The sequence below is a fragment of the Pseudomonas sp. G3-39 genome, from assembly GCF_054790485.1.
The window spans coordinates 2,670,875-2,689,399 of the sequence record NZ_CP186497.1 but is presented as its reverse complement, the minus strand read 5'-3'; the positions used below and the strand labels follow the sequence as shown (position 1 = coordinate 2,689,399).

Genomic DNA, 18,525 nt, shown 5'->3' with positions numbered 1-18,525 from the left:
GGACGGTGGGACAGCCCAACAACGACGCGGCCTGCGCCCGTCCCACCACCGCAAAAAGCGGTGGGACGGAGGCAGGCCGGTGGGACGGCGTGAGTCAGAGTAATGCCCACGATCAAGCCGCTTCCCCCAGGAGGAAGTGCTCGACCACGATGTGAGCGTCATGCAGGCGCTGGTAGTAGAGATTACGGGTGCAACCACTCTGAGCCAGACGCGCAGTCAAAGGCGCATCAGGCTGGAAGTAATGCACCTGGACCACCGTCATCAGCTCGGGATCCAGGCGTTTCTTGACGATCCGCTCGATGTCCAGAGAAGCCTCCAGCGGCACCCTGCTCCCACGCCTGCCTCGCACCAGCTGACCACCGCTCTCCATCATCATGGCGACCATGTTGCCGCCCGAGTAGCCGGCGGCTACCTCATCGCTGTGCAGCTCCTGCGCCCATTGCTTGAGAGCCATATCGATCGCTTTAATCATCGAAGCACGGCTCCTCGAACTCAGGTTGTTCTAGCGCAGGCGCCCTGCCCCAACCCTCTGGCTTCTTATACGCCCATGGCCGCTGGCCGCTCTTGCTCAGGGCGCCCAAACGGAACCGTCGCCAGCCCAGTCGATGCAAGATCGCACCCACGCGCATCTGCTCTGGTTTGCCCCAATGACCGGGATCGAGCTTGAGCGCCTGACTCATCACCTCACTGCCGGTGGTGGTCTCGCCGATCTGCGACTCTTCAAGCCAGGTCAGGATGGGCGTTTCCCATTCGTCCACCACAAAGCGTTCGTCCTGTTCCTCGCTGAACATCGGCGCTTCCTCACGTGTTACCCACCAGAGGTCGCCGGCCTCAAAGCAAAACATCGCTTCGGCCCACAGTTGGTCGCGGATCTCGCGCAGCAACGCCACGTCGACCTTGGTACAGGCCACCGGCCAATACCGGCGGTTGCCGGTGGCGTCCTTGAGGTACTCGTCCTGGTTGGTGGTACCGACGAAAACACACTGGCGTGGCACGTCCAGCGTTCTGCGGCCATAGCTTTCGCGGTAGGTGTCAGTCGATGCCGAGAAGAACTGCTTGGCCTTGGTGCTCTCGGCCTTGTTGAAGCTGTCCAGCTCGCCCAGCTCGACAATCCACTTACCGCGGATCGCCTGGAAACCATCCTTGTCGCCAAGGGCAAACGGCGTGTCCATGAACCACTCTCCGCCGAGCACGCTCATGGCGGTCGACTTACCGGCGCCTTGTACGCCTTCGAGGATCATCACCGAGTCAGCCTTGCAACCGGGCTTCATAACCCGAGCCACGGCCGAGATCATCCAACGCTTGCCGACCTTGGACGTGTAATCCGTTGTCTTCACGCCCATGACATCCGTCAGCCAACGCTCCAGGCGCGGCACGCGATCCCATTCGAGTTTTTTCAGGTACTCGCGCACCGGGTGAAAGGCGTGGTCGTGGGCCACGACGCTGACGGCTTCGATCACGTGCGACGACTTCACACGCAGGTTGTACTGCTGCGCGAGCCACTTCATCACGCGCACGTCGTCGATGTCGGCCCACTCGCCGGTGCCACCGCCATAAGGCGCAGCACGCAGCTTGACGATCTTCGAGCTGAAGGCGCAGTAGCTGATCACCCCGACCCAGCGTTCGTCGTGAGCGAGGATCAATTCGACGTTCTGCATGTGCGCGATCAGCGCGCCGCTTTCACTGCGAGCGAGCTGATCTTTCCAGCCACCGGCAGCCGGTGGACGGACCACTGCAAGCACTTGGCGGCGCACCGCGTCGAGGCCTTCGGCGACGTGCAGGTCGTTGAAGTCGGTCCACTTGTCGTGACGCTCGACCGAGAAGATCGGCGCAACGACCTGGGCACCGACGATCAGCGCGGCGTTGCTGGCCTTCTCCTCACCCGGGTTCCACGCATCACCGTTGGGCTTGGTGGTCTTCCAGTCGTCATCGCGGCAGATGATCAGCGGGCAACCGGCGAAGCGCTCGCGCATGACCTTGCACACGGCCAACAGGTTGCCCGCATCGAAGGCCACCGCCACAGCGAGCGACGTCGCCATGTGCAGGCTGGCGCCGGTGGCGTAACCCTCACAGACCAGCACCGGTTCGCCCGGTACCGGATGCGGACCGAGCAGGTGGAATGTGCCCTCCTTCGCCATGCCGTAAGGCCAGTAGGATTTGTCGCGGCCGGTGTCTTCCTGCTTGTTCGGGAAGATCACTTGCAGGCCCATGATCTGATCACGAGCGTTCTTCATCGGCACCAGTACCGCACCAGTGCGCGGCGCGTAACGGACATTGATACCAACGATCTGCTTGCGGCCCAAGTAGTCGCTGCGGCCGGTGGTCGGCATGCGCTCGAACAAACCCTGCGCCCTTTTCGCGGCCCGCCGCGCAGCGTTACTCGCGATTTCGGCGGCGCGGCGCTTGGCTTCTTCCTGGCGAGCGCGCATCACTTCGCGCTCTTCCGGCGACATGCGACCGGCCTTGACCTTGATCTTTTGCGTCTCGCCCGAACGCCAGTCACCGAAGGCGCCGAAAATCAGGGTGTCGCCCTTCTCCGTGCGCTGCTCGTGGACCACGTACCAACCGTTCTTTTCCTTGCCCTTGTCCTGCGATGTCTTGCAGCGAGTCAGTTTGCCGAACACCAGCGGTTGCGCTGGATCCAGACCGTAATCGGCGAATTGCCCCAATACCTCATCGAGCATGCTGAATCCCCCGCTCAGAGAGGGATTGGCAGCTGATGCACTGCGAGCAACCCGGTGAGGCCAGGCGACGGGCTTCCGGAATCGGATCGTCACAGGCTTCACAGAACAGCAAGGAATGGGCAGCGCTTTCGGCCTTGGCAGCGCTGCGCGCCGCCATGACCTGATCGATGCGTTCCTGCACCAGATCATTGGCGAAATCGGCGATGTCAGCCACGGTCAGCACCTCGCGTCGTCTGGTTGACGTAGGTGGCGCGGTTGAACAAACCCAGCAGCCCTTGAATGCCCCTGAACACCTGCAGGCGAATCGCCGCCAGTTCCTGGTCTGTGACGACGCCGTCGCCGATGCTCTTGGCCCAGGTCTCGGCCAGATCGGCGACCTGGCGGAAGTATTCGGCGATGCCGGTGGTCAAGGTCTCGGGCATGTCGTTGGTATAGGTGTCGGCCAGCTCCTGCCAGATCGTGTCGCCGACCAGCGCATGCACCGCATCCAGAATGCGGCGATCCTTGGTCAGTTCGAGGATCTCGCCGAATTCCTGAATGTTGATGGAGTGGCTCGGGTGGGTCGGCGACAGTTTATGTTGCAGCGTGGTCGGGTTACGACCGGTCGTGGCTGCGATGGCAGCAGCGCCGCCCGGGTAATCGCGAGCGGCGTGGTACAGCGCTAAATCGAGCGGCAGGATTTCCCGCTGCGCCCGTTCCAGAGAACTGAGAGCGATACGGCTCATGGCATTAATCCTAAAAGTTGCCAGTGCCGCGCGACAGAAGTTGGTGATACATTTGCCGCGTGGTCTGGAGAGGCCCAAACGCCGGTAACCCTTGCAGGGGACAACCGGCACCGTGCCGGGGCGAACAATCCGTTGTTCACCCCTGGCGCAACAGCTGCCAGCTCTGTGGTAAGAACGGCAGCTACACCAAGGCTTCCGAGCCTTGGAAGCGCGATGAAAGTCGGCGGCATGTGGTGTGCTCGCCTTCTGACATCGCGACCCGATAGCATTGTGGTGATGCTATCGGGAGAAACTGGGCGACCCTTGGGTCGCCTTTTTTCTATGCAGCTTGTATTTCAGCGTCGGATTCGGCTGGGAATATCTCGGGTAAATCCGGCCTAAGCTGATGAGGTAGCAGCGCTCCAGAAAGTGCTTTCGATAGATGTCGAACCTGTGCGACTGGAATACCTCGCCGACGCCAATTAAAGAATCTCTGAGGGCTGATTTTGCACTCTCGCGAAAGCTGGGAAGGGCTTTTGCCGGAGGCCTCAGCAACCTGCAGTACTAAATCGAATATCTGAGCAGGTGTACTCATGACGTTATCCATACCAAACAATTTGAACGGCAAGACCAAACAATACGTTTGTTATCATCTGAATGCAAGCGCTGTAACATTCTGTTTATGAGTAAACAAACGCAAAACCTCAAAGGCCAACGCTTCCGCGAAGCGCTCGAAGACTCCGGATTGACGGGGGCCCAGCTCGCTCGAATTCTCGATCTCGAGAACGACCAGAACATCACGAACTGGAAAGCTAGGGGCGTCCCCGCATACATGGTCGGCGAAGTTGCGCTGACACTTGTCGTGGAGCGCGAGTGGCTAGAAGGGAAAGATGTACCAATGCGGACCAAGAGCACTGAGCGAAGCCCATTACGCCGGGCTGCTAACGATTCGCCGCTTTACGTGCTGGAGCCAATGGCTCCTTGGGACTCAGAAACACCAATAGACAATGACGAGGTGGAGCTAAGGTTGTACAAGGAAGTGGAGTTATCCTCTGGACCTGGAAAGGTTGCGCGTACAGAGGTTCAGGAGATCGCTGGGCCCAAGCTTCGTTTTTCACGAGCTACGATGAGGACTTGCGGAGTAGATCCCTCAAACGCTGTATTTGCCACCAACAGCGGGAACAGTAATCACCCACTGATTCTTTCGGGAGCGACAGTCGGCATTGATACGGGAATGACGCGAATCGTTGACGGCGAAATGTACGCAATCGACCACGACGGGCATTTTCGGATTAAGTTTCTTCAACGTACTGCCAACGGCATCAAAATGAGGAGCTTCAATTCACAGGAATACGCTGACGAAGACTATGACTTCGATCAGATCATGGCTCAACGGGTGGTAATTCTTGGCCGCATATTTTGGTGGTCATCAATACGTCCATTGAAAGGCCCCTCTCTGATCTGACACCAAACAAAATGTGTTGACCAAAAACCAAACAGATTGTTTACTTGCCTCACTCTCCAACCACAGTGAGGCATCACCATGCGCGCCACCGCATCCCTACATGTCCATCCTGCATGCGTCAGCAATCGCAAACTGATCGAACAGCTGCAGCTCGCCACGGGCTGTCTGGTCGTCATTCATAACAGCAAACCAAAGCTTGTCGCCAAGTCCTGCCAGCCCTCTCCTATCGATCCGAACGGTGGAGGGCACGCAGCATGATCAAGTACAAGATCGACAACCGCACGCTCCAGTTGCTCAACGCCCAGGTCAACCTGACCGAGACCTTCAACCACGTCCTGCGCACAGCACCGAAGCGTGAATGCCTGGCATTCCGCCTGAAGGCAGAACGCGGCACCGTGGAAAGCACTTTTGTCGTCGAACTGGGCAGCGAACGCCACACGCTAACCCTGCCAAACGACAAGAAGATGCACCTCAAACTGGCCGATTTCATTGAAGAGATTGCCAACGGTCCGTTCGACGCGAGCAACTCCAGCGACCTGGTGCATCTCCCGCATGCCGATCGTCAATACGGTCGCTTTGAAGTCCAGGACAAGCAGCGCGTGTTCGAACTGGTGCACACCGGCGGCGTGCTGAGCCTTGACATGGGCTTTGAACTTCCCCTGCATGTGGCGGTGCATCGCACTCATACACGCCGCGGCGTCACCGCCATCTTGAGCATCGGCAACAAGAGTCCGCATACGCGCTGCTTCACTTTGTACGACCCCGATGCCGAGATCTACGCAAGGCTCATTGAGTCCATCAACCACCTTGCTGCAGCGGCCACTCCTGCTGCGCACGCGGCATGAGGAGGACGATATGGAACGCACCCTCGCCCAAGCAGCCACACAACTCGGCCTCACTCGCCCCAAACTGATTGCTCTCATGCGGAAAAAAGGCTTGCTCAAGGGAAACCTGCCGGCGGACCCGAAGCGCGACAAAGCGTACCTGCGTGTCAAGGACAGCCCCTGGTATGACGAAAAATGCGGAATGCAGTACAGCCAGTCGACCCGCGTCATGCAAGCCGGCATCCGCTGGCTGGCCGAGCAGTTGGACATCGATCTTCCTGCCATCCCGGCAGATCGCCGTGACGTGGCCTAGGGAGTACGCCCGCCAGATCGTTGCCATGCGCACACGCGAGGAGCGCAACGCCGCGCTCCTCGAAGTGCCCGAACATCTGCGCGAGCTGACAAGACGCCACTGCCTGAACGCCTGGAACCACCCAGCACGACAACAACGCAAGGAGGCTCGACAAGGCCATGAGTAACGCTGCACAGAATCCGCTTCGCCTGCATCCGGCGCCAGAATCGACCACCGTCGAACTGCTCTATCGAATCTTCGGTGACGTCCTGATCCCGCTGGAAAAAGTACGCGAGCAGTACTTTCGCAACCTCAACGAACAGTCGTTCGTGACAGAAATCAACAGCGGCCGGATCCAGCTCCCGATCACCACGCTGGACACCAGCCGCAAGGCCCTCAAATACGCCCACATCCGGCACGTCGCCTCGCTGATCGACATCCGCGCCTACAAGGCTGATGAAGACATGCAGCGACAGCACGACGGACAACGCCCTGTTGCCCCCACACCACTGACGGCTGTCACCACCAGCCAACGACAATCCCAGGAGCACACCACATGATGACCCCAATACAAATCGGTGCACTCATCACCCTGATAGTTCTGGCCGCCCTGTTGCTTTGGGGCGGTTACATCATGGGCCGTAGTGATGGTCTCGAGACAGGTCTGCGCGAGGGCGAAGACATCCAGCGCGCAGCAAGCGCCAAAACCATCCGCGAGCTTCAAGCCCCCCTGCAGTTCATCCGGGCCGATCACACGCGTCTGGCACACACCTGTAAACGACTTGAAGCGGGTCCGCTGTTCGGCCCGGCCGAGCACCAGACGTTGATCGCCATCGGCGAGCTGCTACGGATCGCCGCCGAAACCTTCAGCGCCTTTCGTACCGGCAAGAAGCTTGAGCGTGATGCCCGCTCCCTGCGCGAAGAGTTGCTTAGGATGGCTGCGCAGCTGCAACCAGGAATTCAGGACAACAAGGTCGGACAACCGCTCTCCGGCGCCGCGCAAGTCACTGTGGAGGCCGCGTGAATGAGTTGGCTCTTTTCGCAGGCGCTGGTGGCGGAATATTCGGCGGCCACCTCCTCGGCTGGCGCACCGTCTGCGCCGTTGAGCGTGATGCCTACGCCGCACAGATTCTGGCGCAACGACAAACCGATGGACTGCTCCCGCCTTTCCCGATTTGGTCTGACGTGTGCAGTTTTGACGGACGCCCATGGCGAGGCCTTGTTGACGTGGTTTCGGGAGGATTTCCTTGTCAGGACATCTCGGTCGCGGGCAACGGCCTGGGTATCGCCGGAGAACGCTCAGGACTGTGGCGGCAGATGGCACGAATTACCGATGAGGTACGACCGCGCTACGTCGACCTGGAGAACTCACCATTGCTTGTGGGAAGAGGACTTGCCGTGGTGCTCGGTGACCTTGCCGAAATGGGGTATGACGCGCGATGGGGTGTTATCGGAGCGGCTGACCTCGGTGCCCCTCATCAGCGGGATCGGATCTGGCTCATCGCAGAAGACACGCGTCAGACGGTGGCCAACACCGGTGGCGAGCATGGCAAAGGGATCCTCCCCTGCCGCACTGACTCGCCGATCAGGGGCAGACCGATCGAACGATCGCCTGGATCACGCCGTGATGGCATTGGATGGTGGTCATCTGAACCCGGAATGGGCCGAGTGGCTGATGGGGTGGACCGACTTAAGGCCATTGGCAACGGACAGGTTCCAATCGTGGCTGCAAGCGCATTCGAAGCGCTCTGTATTTCTCAGTAAGGAGGCCGCGTGAGCATCCAACGATCAACATCAGCGTCGTAAGCCGACGAGAGCATTCAACGTCACCAGATCCCCTTACAACATACAAAAGCAATGCAGCAAAGGAACAATATGGAAATTTATAGCGAAACTCTTGCCGAGGACGAGCTCGTTGCAATCACCGGATATCAACGACCCTCATTGCAACTTGAATGGCTCAATCGAAACGGTTGGAGATATGTGCTCACAGGGGCCCGTCGTCCCGTTGTCGGTCGCGTATATGCTCGAATGAAGTTATCTGGTGTAAAGCCTTCATCTGAAAATATTGCAGCTGAAGTCTGGTCACTCGATCTCGCGCGCGTGGGGTGAAAATGCGACCACGAAAGGCATCAAATCGAGATCTACCACCTCGTATGATAAGACGGGTCAGGTCGTTGAAGAGCGGCGTTGAATGGATCGGCTATTACTACGACGGGAGAGATGATCACGGTAAACGGAAAGAAATACCTCTTGGTACCGACCTAGATGTTGCGAAGGCGGAATGGGCGAAACTCGATTGCAAGCCAATTCCGCAGCAGAACACCCTGCTCGGGAAAGTTTTTGACCGATACGAAGCCGAGATCATTCCAGGGAAAAAGCCTCGAACCCAAAAGGATAACTTGCTTTCACTGACACAACTTAGGAAAGCATTTAGTGAAGCACCTATCAATGCGGTGACACCCCAGGTGATAGCCCAGTACCGCGACAAACGGACCGGGAAAGTCCGGGCGAATCGCGAGATCTCGCTGCTCTCGCACATCTATAACATCGCTAGGGAATGGGGTATCACTGACAAGGAAAATCCAGCCAGCGGTGTGCGCAAGAACAAAGAGAGACCACGTGATTTTTACGCTGATGCAACGATTTGGAATGCCGTCTACGGTGTCGCCGCGCCAGAACTCAAAGACGCCATGGACCTGGCCTATCTAACCGGCCAACGCCCTGCAGATGTCCTATCCATGCGCGCTACGGATGTCACCGAAAGCTTTCTGCAGGTTGCCCAGGGCAAGACCTCAAAAAAGCTCCGCATCCGCCTCGATGCTGGCGAGTTCATTAACGGTTTGGGTGAGCTGATAGAAAAGCTGCTGACGCAACGGAAGGCGCGCGCAGTGCGAAACCCTTACTTGATCATTACGGAGGATGGTCGCCGCGTGACAGCGCCAATGCTTCGCCTACGGTTCGACTACGCACGCAATGTTGCTATCGCGAAAGCTCTAGAGGACGAAGATGCGCAACTCGCTTCAAGCATCCGACAGTTCCAGTTCAGGGATATCCGGCCGAAGGCAGCCAGTGAGATTGACGATCTTGGTCATGCCAGTCGACTGCTTGGGCATACCGATAAACGTATAACAGAAACAGTTTATCGACGCGTCGGTGAGATCGTGAAACCCACACGATGAACCCAGCATCATCAGTTGAATTCGCTCAGGAGCGCTCCGACCGCTGACCTAGAATTTAAGAGCTGCTCACAGTGGCATACAGCTCTCGGCCAATTGCTCCCAGTTGAATCCGGCAGCAACAGGCCAAAAGCAGACTTTCCGTGCATCCATATTCGGCAAAGCTCTTGGCGGTACGGGCCTCGTAGAAAGCACCCGGAAAACAACTTTTTCAAACGCGTCATTTTTAGGTGGAACCAATAGTGTCACTTTGATAGCTTCCATACCCGTAGTTCGCCCCTTAAACAGGAAAGTTTTTTCAAGAAGGAATCATGGGCCCACAATACGAACAAAAGTCGCTATCTCCATTGGCGAACCTTATCGTTGATCGCGCGATCGAGAACACCAACCGAAAACTGATCGCCGGCTTTCGCAACAAGAAGAACTCCCGCCCGAACGCCAAGACATCCGATCCTTTGCAGGCCGGCAAAGACACCCTTGCCGCCACGTCGGCGAAAAGTGCGATGGATGTTGCTAATCGGGGGGTAGCGTGGAAGGAGATTCTGCTCAAAAGCTTGTCAGCGGGAATCGGTTCACTTGCTACCTTGCAGTTCGATGGAGAGATCGATCTCAACGCTGCCGACACCTCCAGTACCAGTCAGCTGCCCGAGAAGCCAGGCGTTTATGTGGTGTATGACATGAGCGGCAAGCTGGTCTATATAGGCGATAGCACCAACATGCGACAGCGTTGGCAGGACGGACACCTGAACGACCATCGCAATGGCAACAAAAAGGGCGAACCGTACAAGCTTTCCGAGCAACTGGAAGCGGGATGCAAGGTGAAATTCGTGACCATGGACTCGGCCGAAACAGCTGCTGCCTTGGAAGCACACCTCATCAAGACTGAAAACCCGCCCATCAACAAGCGCCAGGAACTGCATCAGGAACAAGGCATTCGCAGCAACATCGAAGCCAAAAAGCTCAAAGATACCCTGGGAAATGCCACTGACGTCGCTCTGGGTGCTGGTAAAGAAGCACTGAAAAACTCAGGCTGGCAGTTGCTAGAACAACTGACTTCAGCCGCGATCATGGCCGTTAAAGACGAACTGGTCGACGTGTTCATGGGTGGCGCTGCTCGCCTAAAACAGCGCGTGGAGCGCTTCCTCAAAAAGATCTGGGCGGTGATCGAAAAAATCGTTGAGGCGCCCCTGAAGCTGCTCAACGGCATCGTCGAATTCATCGTCAATGCCTTGTCCAAGGCGATCCGCCAAGTCTACAACCTCGCCCGCAACCTTTTCGACCTCGCTCACGGCGCCTGGCAATTGTACAAAGGCGCGCAATCCATTAGCCGGGAAGAGTTGATCCAGAAGATCGTCGAGACCGTAGTCGTCAGTGGCACGCTGGTGCTCTGGGACGGCCTGGAACCGGTGATCGAGTCGCAATTGATTCCGCTGACCGGGGTGGCAGCACCCTATATATCCAGCGTGTTGTCGGCCATCGGTTTCGGGCTTTGCAGTTACCACTTGCAGAACCTCGTGCCCCCTATCGTTGCCTACTTGGTGGATTTCAAGACCGGTTGGAGCGAGTCGCTGGAAGCCAAACGAGAGGCGGCGCTGCAGCTTATCAAGGTGCAGGAAAACGAATGGCTGATGGCCGAAGGGCTGATCGAATATGCGCATTCGGTAGATGTGCTGGCCAGGGAAGCAATAGACCACCGCGAACGGATGGCTCGGCACACCAGTGTGCGCGCAATCGATTTTTCGGCACTTTTGCCAACCAAACGTATTTCGCAGGAGCCCTGACGTGTTCAATTTTCTGGGTGGCAGAGTCGTACTTACCGTGTCGCCGGCCGATGAAGTAACCCTTCAACCCGTACAGCAGTTGCTGCCGGCCCCGCGCTCCGAAGAAAACCAGCTGAAAGACTTCCATGAAGGCTTGCAAAAGCTCAACGCCGCGATACAGCGTGGCTCGAAGACCAGAGCGCAATTGAAGGACTTTCAGAACCAGGGCAGCTGGGACTCTTTCTGGGGTGGCTTGTCGGGCAGGAATGACAAAGACCTGGCCAAATTGCTGGCCGAATTTGGCGCGAGCCTTGAGGTGACGCAGAGCGTGGTGCAACTGGTCACCCAGGTTCATACCGTGAACAACAATGTACTGCGCGGTTTCAATGATGCCTTGGTGCGCGAGATCGAACGCCTGCAAACGGATACACAGACCCTGGAAGGTAACCAGAACGGGGCGTTGGTGGTGCTCTACGAGTTCAAGCATCAGATCGACGAACTGTTGGCGTTGGCAGATGGATATGAGTACTGCAGGCATGCAGTGAACCAATTGGCCACCGCGCAGAATAACCATGAGACGGAGTTGCAGGCACTGAGCCTGGCCTTCTTGAACGGCACCCGGATGCAGGAACAACTCAACGCAGCGTCCTCGCGTCAGTTAGCCCAGCAAGGAGAGGTTCAGCGGGCCCTGCAGAAGCAGGTCGAGCGAGTGACCAAGCTGCTCGGTAGTGAAATCCAAGCGAGGGAACGCCTGTCGACGTCTATGACGGCGTCATTGAAAGAAGTGGGCGACGCAAGCGAGGCGCTAGCCCAGCGTCTGAAACGCGTCGAGTCGAAGATGGGCGAATTATTGGCAAACCAGCAACAAATCCAAGCTCGAATCGAGCAGATAGAAGCGCAGTTGCTAGCCAAACCGGGCTGGCTGCGGCAGCAGGCCGTGGCCCTTGTCGCGGTGGCGTTTTCAGGCGCGGCGCTCGCCTCGATGTTTGCCTTTTGAGGCTACCGCGTGCGGAGTTTCGATCTCGACGACTCTCACCATCTGAATCGATCCTGATGTCGTAGTCATCTCCAAGCCGCCGGTTTTTGGTGGTTCGTGGGGGCTTCTTTGGTTCGATTGCTGCCCTCCTCGACAGGCAGCAATCGGCCAAAAGCGGCCTGTTAGCGGAATGGATATGGCAGACATTTGTATCGAATTGACTAATCTATTGGAGAGACTCTCCCAGAGCGCTCGCAATATCTGAAGCTTGAACATGCAGACCGTACATCGAGCCCGAATGATATTTGATTTTTCGGATTCTTCGCCCCACCACCACCGGATTTCTCACACGTAGTTCATGACGATCCTTCAAAAGCTCCGTATTGATTGATCTGAAGATCGAATTTGGCCGCAACTGACCTGCAACGCTAATATCAATCTCTTCAAGGCATACCCTGACGAGCTTGATCAACGTAATCGTCTCACTGGGAGAAAAGGTTGTCGGAGATTTGCCTCCGAAAATCAGGCCGGGGATGGACGAGCGTGCCTCCCAGAATCTCTGAAGGTTTGGTGCGTCGTGTCTCAGGAGCTTCGAGTACTCGCTCGAAAGCTCAGTGGCCCCGTGGATTACGTGATTTCGTCTTAATCTCAGGTATTTAACCGTCTTCAATAATGAGGACTCTATTAGCACATTATGCGCCACAAAATGCTGATTCAAGGTCTCATCAATGGGATCAGCCAGTGTGAAAGGGGTTTCGGCCATATCTCCCCAGTGCCGTAAAACAGCCTCGATGAAGAGAAGCAATTGCTCGACAGCGAAAGCGAAGCTCACTCCCAGCGATGTATTAAGTTGAGTATCACGAAACGACAACAGGCGTGTCATAGGAACGTGTATTCGCTCGGCGAACTCGTTGTCAGGGAACACTTCGCTCGTGAATTCAGTCGGACGAGATGTCGCTAACTCCAGCCATCGCGCAGCGACATCTTCGTGCATAAACAGCGTAAGGCACAATTGGTCGTTGACGCTCGCTAATGCTCGCATATGAACGTTGCGAAGGGGCGTTTTGGTCGGTAGCGACATTCAGTATTCTCTTGAGTCTTAGAAGGTGACTGGCTTTAGATTGTCACGAATGAGCAGAGAGTTTCCAGGGTTGGGGTTGCTGATACGAATCGCTCCTGGTTTCGTAGACACCTCGAACGACTGCAAAGGGTCAATAGAAGCCGATCAGACTAGACCGCTAATGGCAGTTTTCAGCCCTTTGTGGCAGGGGGGATCGGTCATGAGCCACCCATCAGGTTTGTACGTAGATAAAAAACGCGGTTCTTAGAAACGTCTCGCAGCGTTCACTTTTGTAAATGCGGCTTAAAATTATTTCGCGCGAAAGCTATTTCTACTTTTCTTGCTTAGTTTTATTTTCTTTCCATCTTGGCTTCTTTCGACGACTACCAAACTCGAATGAGTGAAATATAGCAGTTCCGTTATTGATTGTTACAGTGTTCGACACATGAACCGGCGAAATCTTAGAAAATTCCGCTATCAAATCCGCCTGAGCCTCTGTATTTGAAATAACCGCCTCATAGCCGAACCTACAAGTCTGCGCATTGACATGCTCTACCCATTCTTCAGAACTCGTATCAGTATGCACTAAGCCTTGATGAAGAAAGGTCGCTCTATATTCTGAGGCACCTACCAGTAAAATTTTTGGGCTGATTGGAAACTGCGCAAGTATAGGGCCGTCTGGATTAACCACATACGGTTTTTGTTGATCAAACGGTAATGAAGAGTCGAACCAGGCCACCGGATTGTCACTTGTCAGGAAAGGCCTACTTGTTTTGTTGTGAAAAACCACCCAGCCCACACTGTCGATAATTTGGCCAATACCTCTGATTATGGCGACCATTGCATGGATGCTCTGGTGCGGATCTATAGATATCTGCATTTTATCCAGTAAATTCTCACCACCCATTGGCAGCGCTGGTAACTTACCGTCTCGATACATTGTTTTCGCTATACTTTTAACCGTTGCAGCCAATACCAGTTCAACAGCGTCGCGGCAGGCGGGGACCCGAGCGCGTTGCAAAGCCATAAAATTGAACAGAGATTCAAGGCTATCATTGATGTTTTCACGTGCCTCTAGCCTCTTCACTAATGGAGGCCACTCCCCCTCAAACTCGCAAAAAAAATCTTCTAATTTGTTATTATCCATGCCCCCATCCGGCTTAGGTTGAGAGTAATAATAGCCTTGAAACTGAGTTGCATCCGGAATGACTGGTAATGGTTGTCCATTGCCATCTTTACGATACACAAGCACACGCCCGGCTTCATTGCAGAAAGAACTCATATACGCTTTCGGGATGAAGTGATGCCTTTTTTTTTGATTCATTCTACAAACCTGCTCGTGTCCAAAAATGAATTTTAGCCCATCGACTATGCAGCATTCCCGCTTTCCTCTTGGGGTTTCGCTTTGACCGTCTACTTATGGCCGATAGCGGACATTCATGAGAAAAAAATGGGGGACTTAGCCTACGAAAACCAGACTATTCTTTACTTTGCGCACTTCATTTTCTTTGGTCATCATTGGCAACGATCAAGTGCCTGCCAATGGCGCTATTTTTGGACTCCATCAAAAGAAAATCCGACCACGTTTACTTGGCCGGCGTACTTGAATTTGTTTATCTCTTCGTACGAAGCTTTTACTGATAGGCAAAGATAATCAAGAAGTAAGCACTTTTCTTGTGAGCTAAGCTCTGCCGGGGTTACCAAGCTCAACGGGGTGGCGTGCAATAGTCTGCTAGTAAATGCATAGAGAAATTTATACTGAGACGCCATTCCTAGCTTTGATGCTCGATCCGCCCAATTCCAGCGCGGAGCTTTTTCTAAAAACTCAGGCTCGAGTAGCGGGTTGATATCGGCGGGCATTGACCTCAAAAGTTCCGCCATATGCTCCTTTAATATTTTGATGCGCGCCTCATGATGTGGAATAGCATCACTCTCAATGAGGTGTGCTTGATAGGCATAGCCGTTACGCTTCGCCTGTTGAGCGTAGATCGAAAATGCAGACCTCGCCTTTAAGTCAACCTTTTCCGTACAAGCTTTTACGCAATTACTAATAATGGCGAGTCTTTCATCCCTTGTTGTATTTTCATCAACCAAATCAACAATTGAATCAAAGTCCGGCTCATCTTCTGACTCAAGCTGCTTGAATAGTTCGATTTCTTCTCGCGCCTTTGCAATCGCCTGCATCTGACTGTCTAGCTGCTGTTGCAAAAGTTGTCGATAAAATACCAGCCCATAATATTTATCTTGGTTAAATAACTTTAGCCAAATTAAATTCTCAAATGCATTGCGCGCAATGGCAATGACAAGAACATCCTGTTCAAGTCCGACGAGCTTGATGATCTGCTGAAATTTTTCTATTGTGCCAAGTTGGGCTTTCAAGACCCAGGTTTCTGGTTTTATTTTGTGGTCTTGGCCTGAAAGCTGAATCCATTGTAGCTGGCCGTTCAGCTTCGCTTTTGTTAGCTCAGCCTGGTCATTTACTAATGCAAGTAGCTCCCCCGCTAGAAGCGCTTCTCTATGCTCACTCATTTTGCAATACTAACTTCTCAAAAATATTAATACTGTAATTTGGCGCCGACCACTTCAAGCCGGCTACATTAAGTGATGAAATAGCTGCTGTCGCTCCAATATTTCACCGCCAAACTGTGTTATTGCAATGGCACTTTCTAGTTGTTGCTTTTTACGAAACCAGAGCTGCTTGCCGTGTACTAATCCATATCAGGATGAATGGTGCGGTAATATTCATTGACCACAGCTCTATACCTTTCCAAGAGGTAATCATAGCCAAGAGCGCTTTGCCCAAACCAGTAGCTAACGCCTTCATATTCAAAATAGAAAGTGAGGCCATCATCCTCATCTCGAAGATCTTCCAATGGGCGCCATACTGCTTTGTGAAGCTCGATCCTACAGTTTGGAGGGGCAGAATAGGTTTCAATGACTTCCCTACTGCGACCTGGCAAGAGAATGCGTTCAGGGCCGTAGCCGCTGGTCAGCGTAGCGACGTAAAACAAAGCTTGATCGTGTGACTTCATTCTGTTAGCAACTCCTTGTAAAAACGTGAATAAGACTAGGCGTAATGCTGATCGGGGCTAGTCATCGACAGCGATGATTATGATGCCGTTATGACATCGTCTCGCGCAACATCGACTTCCAGCCATCTCGATTGATAGGAATCGCGAAATACTAGTCGCGTCGTGATAGGTAGCTTTTGGACGAGTGAACCGCCCCGGGTTTTATAGACGCTCTTGGTGCCAGTTCTTGGCCGGTAGCGGTCGCTTGTGAGGGGCCGCTAACGGCCAGAAGCAGCCACACGATCTGCGCACTACGCGCATTCGAGGTTGTTCCGCAGAAACTCAATAGACCTTTGCATCTTCGCTGGAAGCAAACGGGTCTCAGTCAGCGCGTAAACCGACACGGGCATGGCCTGCCATATCCGCCAGCATTACGGGACGTGGATCAGCGAGGACGGACCGGACGTGGTTGGCATGCTGCAACTGGCCCTAAAGCTTTCACCGGTCACAGCTCCAACCCCTTTGAGTCCCGACTACTCGACGAATTTGCTCACAGCTATCTAATCGCTGAACAGATCAAAAGCCGCGCACTTGTCGGGATTTTTTATGGGCAAAAAAAACCGCTCTAATCGAAATTAGAGCGGCGCATCACCAAGCGTTACCGGCCGTCAAAGTAGTCCTTTAACAGTTCGGCGACGTGCACTGCACGCACGCAAACCACTACAAAGTCCCAAACATGTTTCAAACGCCTCAACATGTTTTGGCCCTCCATTAGTTGGGCCAACCTCCAGCGCACTTATCGGAATTTGTGCGCCTTCGAGATCACGTCAATGCTCCCTGTGAGGCGGCTAAGCTGATGGGCACCTCCTGAGTCATCCGCACGGATTACTAGCCCGTGTCAGGCGGCCGTCGAACGGTTTTTTCTATCACCGTACGAGTGCTTGCATGGTAACGATAATTTTACTGTTGTGGTGCGGCGAAACGGTGCATTAAGCTGCTTTGCAGTGGCGTTTTTTCGCCAGAGCTAAGCGCCACAAGGCTCTGACCGGTGAATATTTTTTTTCCGTATTAATTGATTGATATGGTTTTTGCTCAAAAAACCAACAAAAAGGGACATTTTCTGCAAAAGAAGCAGGAGTCATCACTACATCTTGTGTTTTGAGTGAGTCCCACGGAACCGCCAATCGTTAATTATTGCGCCCCCTAGTGCCACCTTGTACCCTAAGGGTACGTCAATGCTCCCTGTGAGTACGTTAGCTAGGCCACTAACCTAGCTTTCGACGGAAAAGCCGCCCTTACTAGGTGGCTTTTTTTTGCCCAGAATTTACAAAAAATAATTCCGCGATTGCGCGGACGACACGTCACAGCTCTACACGGAACTCACTGAGGCCGACGCTTTCGGCAAAACGCCCCACGGCTGTCAAGCTGGCCCAAGTGCGCAGCTACTCACGCCGCGAGCGCACCGGCACCCAGCGGACGCCGCTGCCGCCCAGGCGAATCGACAGACCCCAGTCAGGACCGCGATCCTGGCCACCAGGCATTCGCGCACGGCGTGTTGCTCGACCAGCGCGCGCAGCACCTCTTCGTGAATGCCTTCACCGATCACTGTTCGTGCTCCTGACGCCGCGCCCCGGCAGCACTGTCGAAGACTTCATACAACGCCCCAATGCGCACCGCGTCCAACGCCTCGACCGTCTCCAGTCCCAGGACAATACCTTCGGCGCGATCACTGGCGCGGAACAGATCGTCCGCCGTGTGCGCCAGGGCAATCTGCTGCAGCAGTTTCAGGGTTGTACTTTGCACAGCCTGTGGCAGATCTAGCGCGGCCAACTCTTGCTCAGGGTTATCTGTTTGCGAACCGGGCTCGGCCGCCGCCGGCGCAAACTCCAGATCGCCGGGTTCGACGTCGATCAGCAACCAGCCGCCCAGCGGTGCGTTGTAGCCATCAACGATCGGGCCTTGCACCATCCGCCCTTCGGGCAGGATCACCCGCAACACGTTGGCCTCCTTGGGGCCTTCCAAATAGCGCGCGAGTTCAACGCGGGTGCGATCCGTGCCGGCCGTTTCCAACCGTACCGGACATTCGAATGTCGTCAACTCGGCCTGTGGCTTCCCCGCATAGCGAGCCATCACGGTGACAGTGGCCAGGCCTTCAAAGACGTGAGGCATGAGTCGGGTTCCGAAGCGAGTCAGTAGACTTCGAGGAGAAAGCCAGGGGGTACATTAATGGTAGACCAGCCTTGGGAGACCTGGTTTCCAAGGCCACGACAAAAGGCCCCCACACCGGCCAAGTGTGGGGGGTGATTGAACATAGGCTGGAATTCCATGTACCGGTCATAGAAGGTCGCTGCCTGCTATTCCTACGAAACGACGACGGATCCCTAGGGCTTCGCTACCAGATATTTCGGCCTATACGATGCGAAGCAGAACGATGGACACCCGCCCGAGCGAGCGATAGTGTGACATCAGCATCAGCATCGAATCGATTTTTTGACCACATTTCCTATCGTAAGGAGTCAAGGAACGACATGAGGCCAACTCTAGATACCCCAGTTGCTATTTCCTTTGCC

The 18,525-nt window shown here is 54.8% G+C and carries 20 protein-coding genes and 2 pseudogenes; 10 read left to right on the top strand and 12 right to left on the bottom strand.

Annotation, left to right across the window (positions count from 1 at the left end; all coding sequences use genetic code 11):
- Positions 1-112: 112 nt before the first annotated feature.
- The 4 genes from ACOYXG_RS11880 to ACOYXG_RS11865 are packed head-to-tail and all read right to left on the bottom strand — an operon-like array spanning position 113 to position 3,409.
- Entirely contained in the window at positions 113-472 is a 360-nt protein-coding gene (locus tag ACOYXG_RS11880; protein ID WP_075948740.1) for a PA0613 family protein, read from the bottom strand.
- Positions 465-2,684 carry a VapE domain-containing protein gene (locus ACOYXG_RS11875; RefSeq protein ID WP_460357916.1) on the bottom strand — a complete coding sequence of 740 codons (2,220 nt, stop codon included), beginning with the start codon at positions 2,682-2,684 and terminating at the stop codon, positions 465-467. The genes ACOYXG_RS11880 and ACOYXG_RS11875 overlap by 8 nt, the downstream gene beginning before the upstream one ends.
- A complete protein-coding gene (locus tag ACOYXG_RS11870) occupies positions 2,674-2,898 on the bottom strand; it encodes a TraR/DksA family transcriptional regulator (RefSeq protein ID WP_460357913.1) in 225 nt (74 codons plus the stop codon). Before ACOYXG_RS11870 ends, ACOYXG_RS11875 begins: the two co-directional genes overlap by 11 nt.
- On the bottom strand, positions 2,891-3,409 hold the full coding sequence (locus ACOYXG_RS11865; protein WP_009049401.1) for a phage regulatory CII family protein: 519 nt from the start codon (positions 3,407-3,409) through the stop codon (positions 2,891-2,893). The genes ACOYXG_RS11870 and ACOYXG_RS11865 overlap by 8 nt, the downstream gene beginning before the upstream one ends.
- A 661-nt stretch (positions 3,410-4,070) precedes the next feature.
- Here ACOYXG_RS11865 and ACOYXG_RS11860 point away from each other — a divergent pair.
- From ACOYXG_RS11860 to ACOYXG_RS11815, 10 genes are all read left to right on the top strand, one after another.
- Complete coding sequence (locus ACOYXG_RS11860) at positions 4,071-4,853, top strand: S24 family peptidase (protein WP_460099346.1); 783 nt, start codon at positions 4,071-4,073, stop codon at positions 4,851-4,853.
- 254 nt (positions 4,854-5,107) lie between these two features.
- Entirely contained in the window at positions 5,108-5,698 is a 591-nt protein-coding gene (locus tag ACOYXG_RS11855; protein WP_460357909.1) for a hypothetical protein, read from the top strand.
- Between the two features lie 10 nt (positions 5,699-5,708).
- Positions 5,709-5,990 carry a phage antirepressor KilAC domain-containing protein gene (locus tag ACOYXG_RS11850; protein WP_460357907.1) on the top strand — a complete coding sequence of 94 codons (282 nt, stop codon included), beginning with the start codon at positions 5,709-5,711 and terminating at the stop codon, positions 5,988-5,990.
- Positions 5,991-6,148: 158 nt separating this feature from the next.
- Positions 6,149-6,529 carry a pyocin activator PrtN family protein gene (locus tag ACOYXG_RS11845; RefSeq protein WP_460357905.1) on the top strand — a complete coding sequence of 127 codons (381 nt, stop codon included), beginning with the start codon at positions 6,149-6,151 and terminating at the stop codon, positions 6,527-6,529.
- Positions 6,526-6,993: a hypothetical protein gene (locus ACOYXG_RS11840; RefSeq protein ID WP_460357903.1), complete on the top strand. Its 468-nt coding sequence runs from the start codon at positions 6,526-6,528 to the stop codon at positions 6,991-6,993. Before ACOYXG_RS11845 ends, ACOYXG_RS11840 begins: the two co-directional genes overlap by 4 nt.
- Positions 6,990-7,733, top strand: a complete 744-nt coding sequence (locus ACOYXG_RS11835; RefSeq protein ID WP_460357900.1) for a DNA cytosine methyltransferase — start codon at positions 6,990-6,992, stop codon at positions 7,731-7,733. The genes ACOYXG_RS11840 and ACOYXG_RS11835 overlap by 4 nt, the downstream gene beginning before the upstream one ends.
- A gap of 111 nt (positions 7,734-7,844) precedes the next feature.
- Complete coding sequence (locus ACOYXG_RS11830) at positions 7,845-8,081, top strand: DUF4224 domain-containing protein (protein ID WP_460357897.1); 237 nt, start codon at positions 7,845-7,847, stop codon at positions 8,079-8,081.
- A gap of 2 nt (positions 8,082-8,083) precedes the next feature.
- Positions 8,084-9,151: a tyrosine-type recombinase/integrase gene (locus ACOYXG_RS11825; protein WP_460357894.1), complete on the top strand. Its 1,068-nt coding sequence runs from the start codon at positions 8,084-8,086 to the stop codon at positions 9,149-9,151.
- Positions 9,152-9,459: 308 nt separating this feature from the next.
- Positions 9,460-10,929, top strand: a complete 1,470-nt coding sequence (locus ACOYXG_RS11820) for a GIY-YIG nuclease family protein (protein WP_460357891.1) — start codon at positions 9,460-9,462, stop codon at positions 10,927-10,929.
- Position 10,930: 1 nt separating this feature from the next.
- Positions 10,931-11,905, top strand: a complete 975-nt coding sequence (locus tag ACOYXG_RS11815) for a hypothetical protein (RefSeq protein WP_460357888.1) — start codon at positions 10,931-10,933, stop codon at positions 11,903-11,905.
- 205 nt (positions 11,906-12,110) lie between these two features.
- On the opposite strand, the gene ACOYXG_RS11810 is transcribed toward ACOYXG_RS11815, so the two are convergent.
- From ACOYXG_RS11810 to ACOYXG_RS11775, 8 genes and pseudogenes are all read right to left on the bottom strand, one after another.
- Positions 12,111-12,965, bottom strand: a complete 855-nt coding sequence (locus tag ACOYXG_RS11810; protein WP_460357885.1) for a hypothetical protein — start codon at positions 12,963-12,965, stop codon at positions 12,111-12,113.
- A 310-nt stretch (positions 12,966-13,275) separates the two neighbouring features.
- Positions 13,276-14,268: a DUF4238 domain-containing protein gene (locus ACOYXG_RS11805; protein WP_460357883.1), complete on the bottom strand. Its 993-nt coding sequence runs from the start codon at positions 14,266-14,268 to the stop codon at positions 13,276-13,278.
- 224 nt (positions 14,269-14,492) lie between these two features.
- Positions 14,493-15,473, bottom strand: a complete 981-nt coding sequence (locus tag ACOYXG_RS11800) for a hypothetical protein (protein WP_460357880.1) — start codon at positions 15,471-15,473, stop codon at positions 14,493-14,495.
- Positions 15,474-15,652: 179 nt separating this feature from the next.
- Positions 15,653-15,976 carry a hypothetical protein gene (locus ACOYXG_RS11795; protein WP_008080789.1) on the bottom strand — a complete coding sequence of 108 codons (324 nt, stop codon included), beginning with the start codon at positions 15,974-15,976 and terminating at the stop codon, positions 15,653-15,655.
- Between the two features lie 290 nt (positions 15,977-16,266).
- Positions 16,267-16,374: pseudogene (locus ACOYXG_RS11790) on the bottom strand (LysR family transcriptional regulator); the annotation flags it as partial.
- Positions 16,375-16,944: 570 nt separating this feature from the next.
- The gene (locus ACOYXG_RS11785; protein WP_460357876.1) at positions 16,945-17,097 is read right to left on the bottom strand and encodes a hypothetical protein; all 153 of its coding nucleotides are present in this window, start codon (positions 17,095-17,097) and stop codon (positions 16,945-16,947) included.
- A 219-nt stretch (positions 17,098-17,316) separates the two neighbouring features.
- Positions 17,317-17,561, bottom strand: a pseudogene (locus ACOYXG_RS11780) (hypothetical protein).
- Positions 17,558-18,124: a hypothetical protein gene (locus ACOYXG_RS11775; protein WP_460357873.1), complete on the bottom strand. Its 567-nt coding sequence runs from the start codon at positions 18,122-18,124 to the stop codon at positions 17,558-17,560. Before ACOYXG_RS11775 ends, ACOYXG_RS11780 begins: the two are co-directional and overlap by 4 nt.
- Positions 18,125-18,525: the final 401 nt, after the last annotated feature.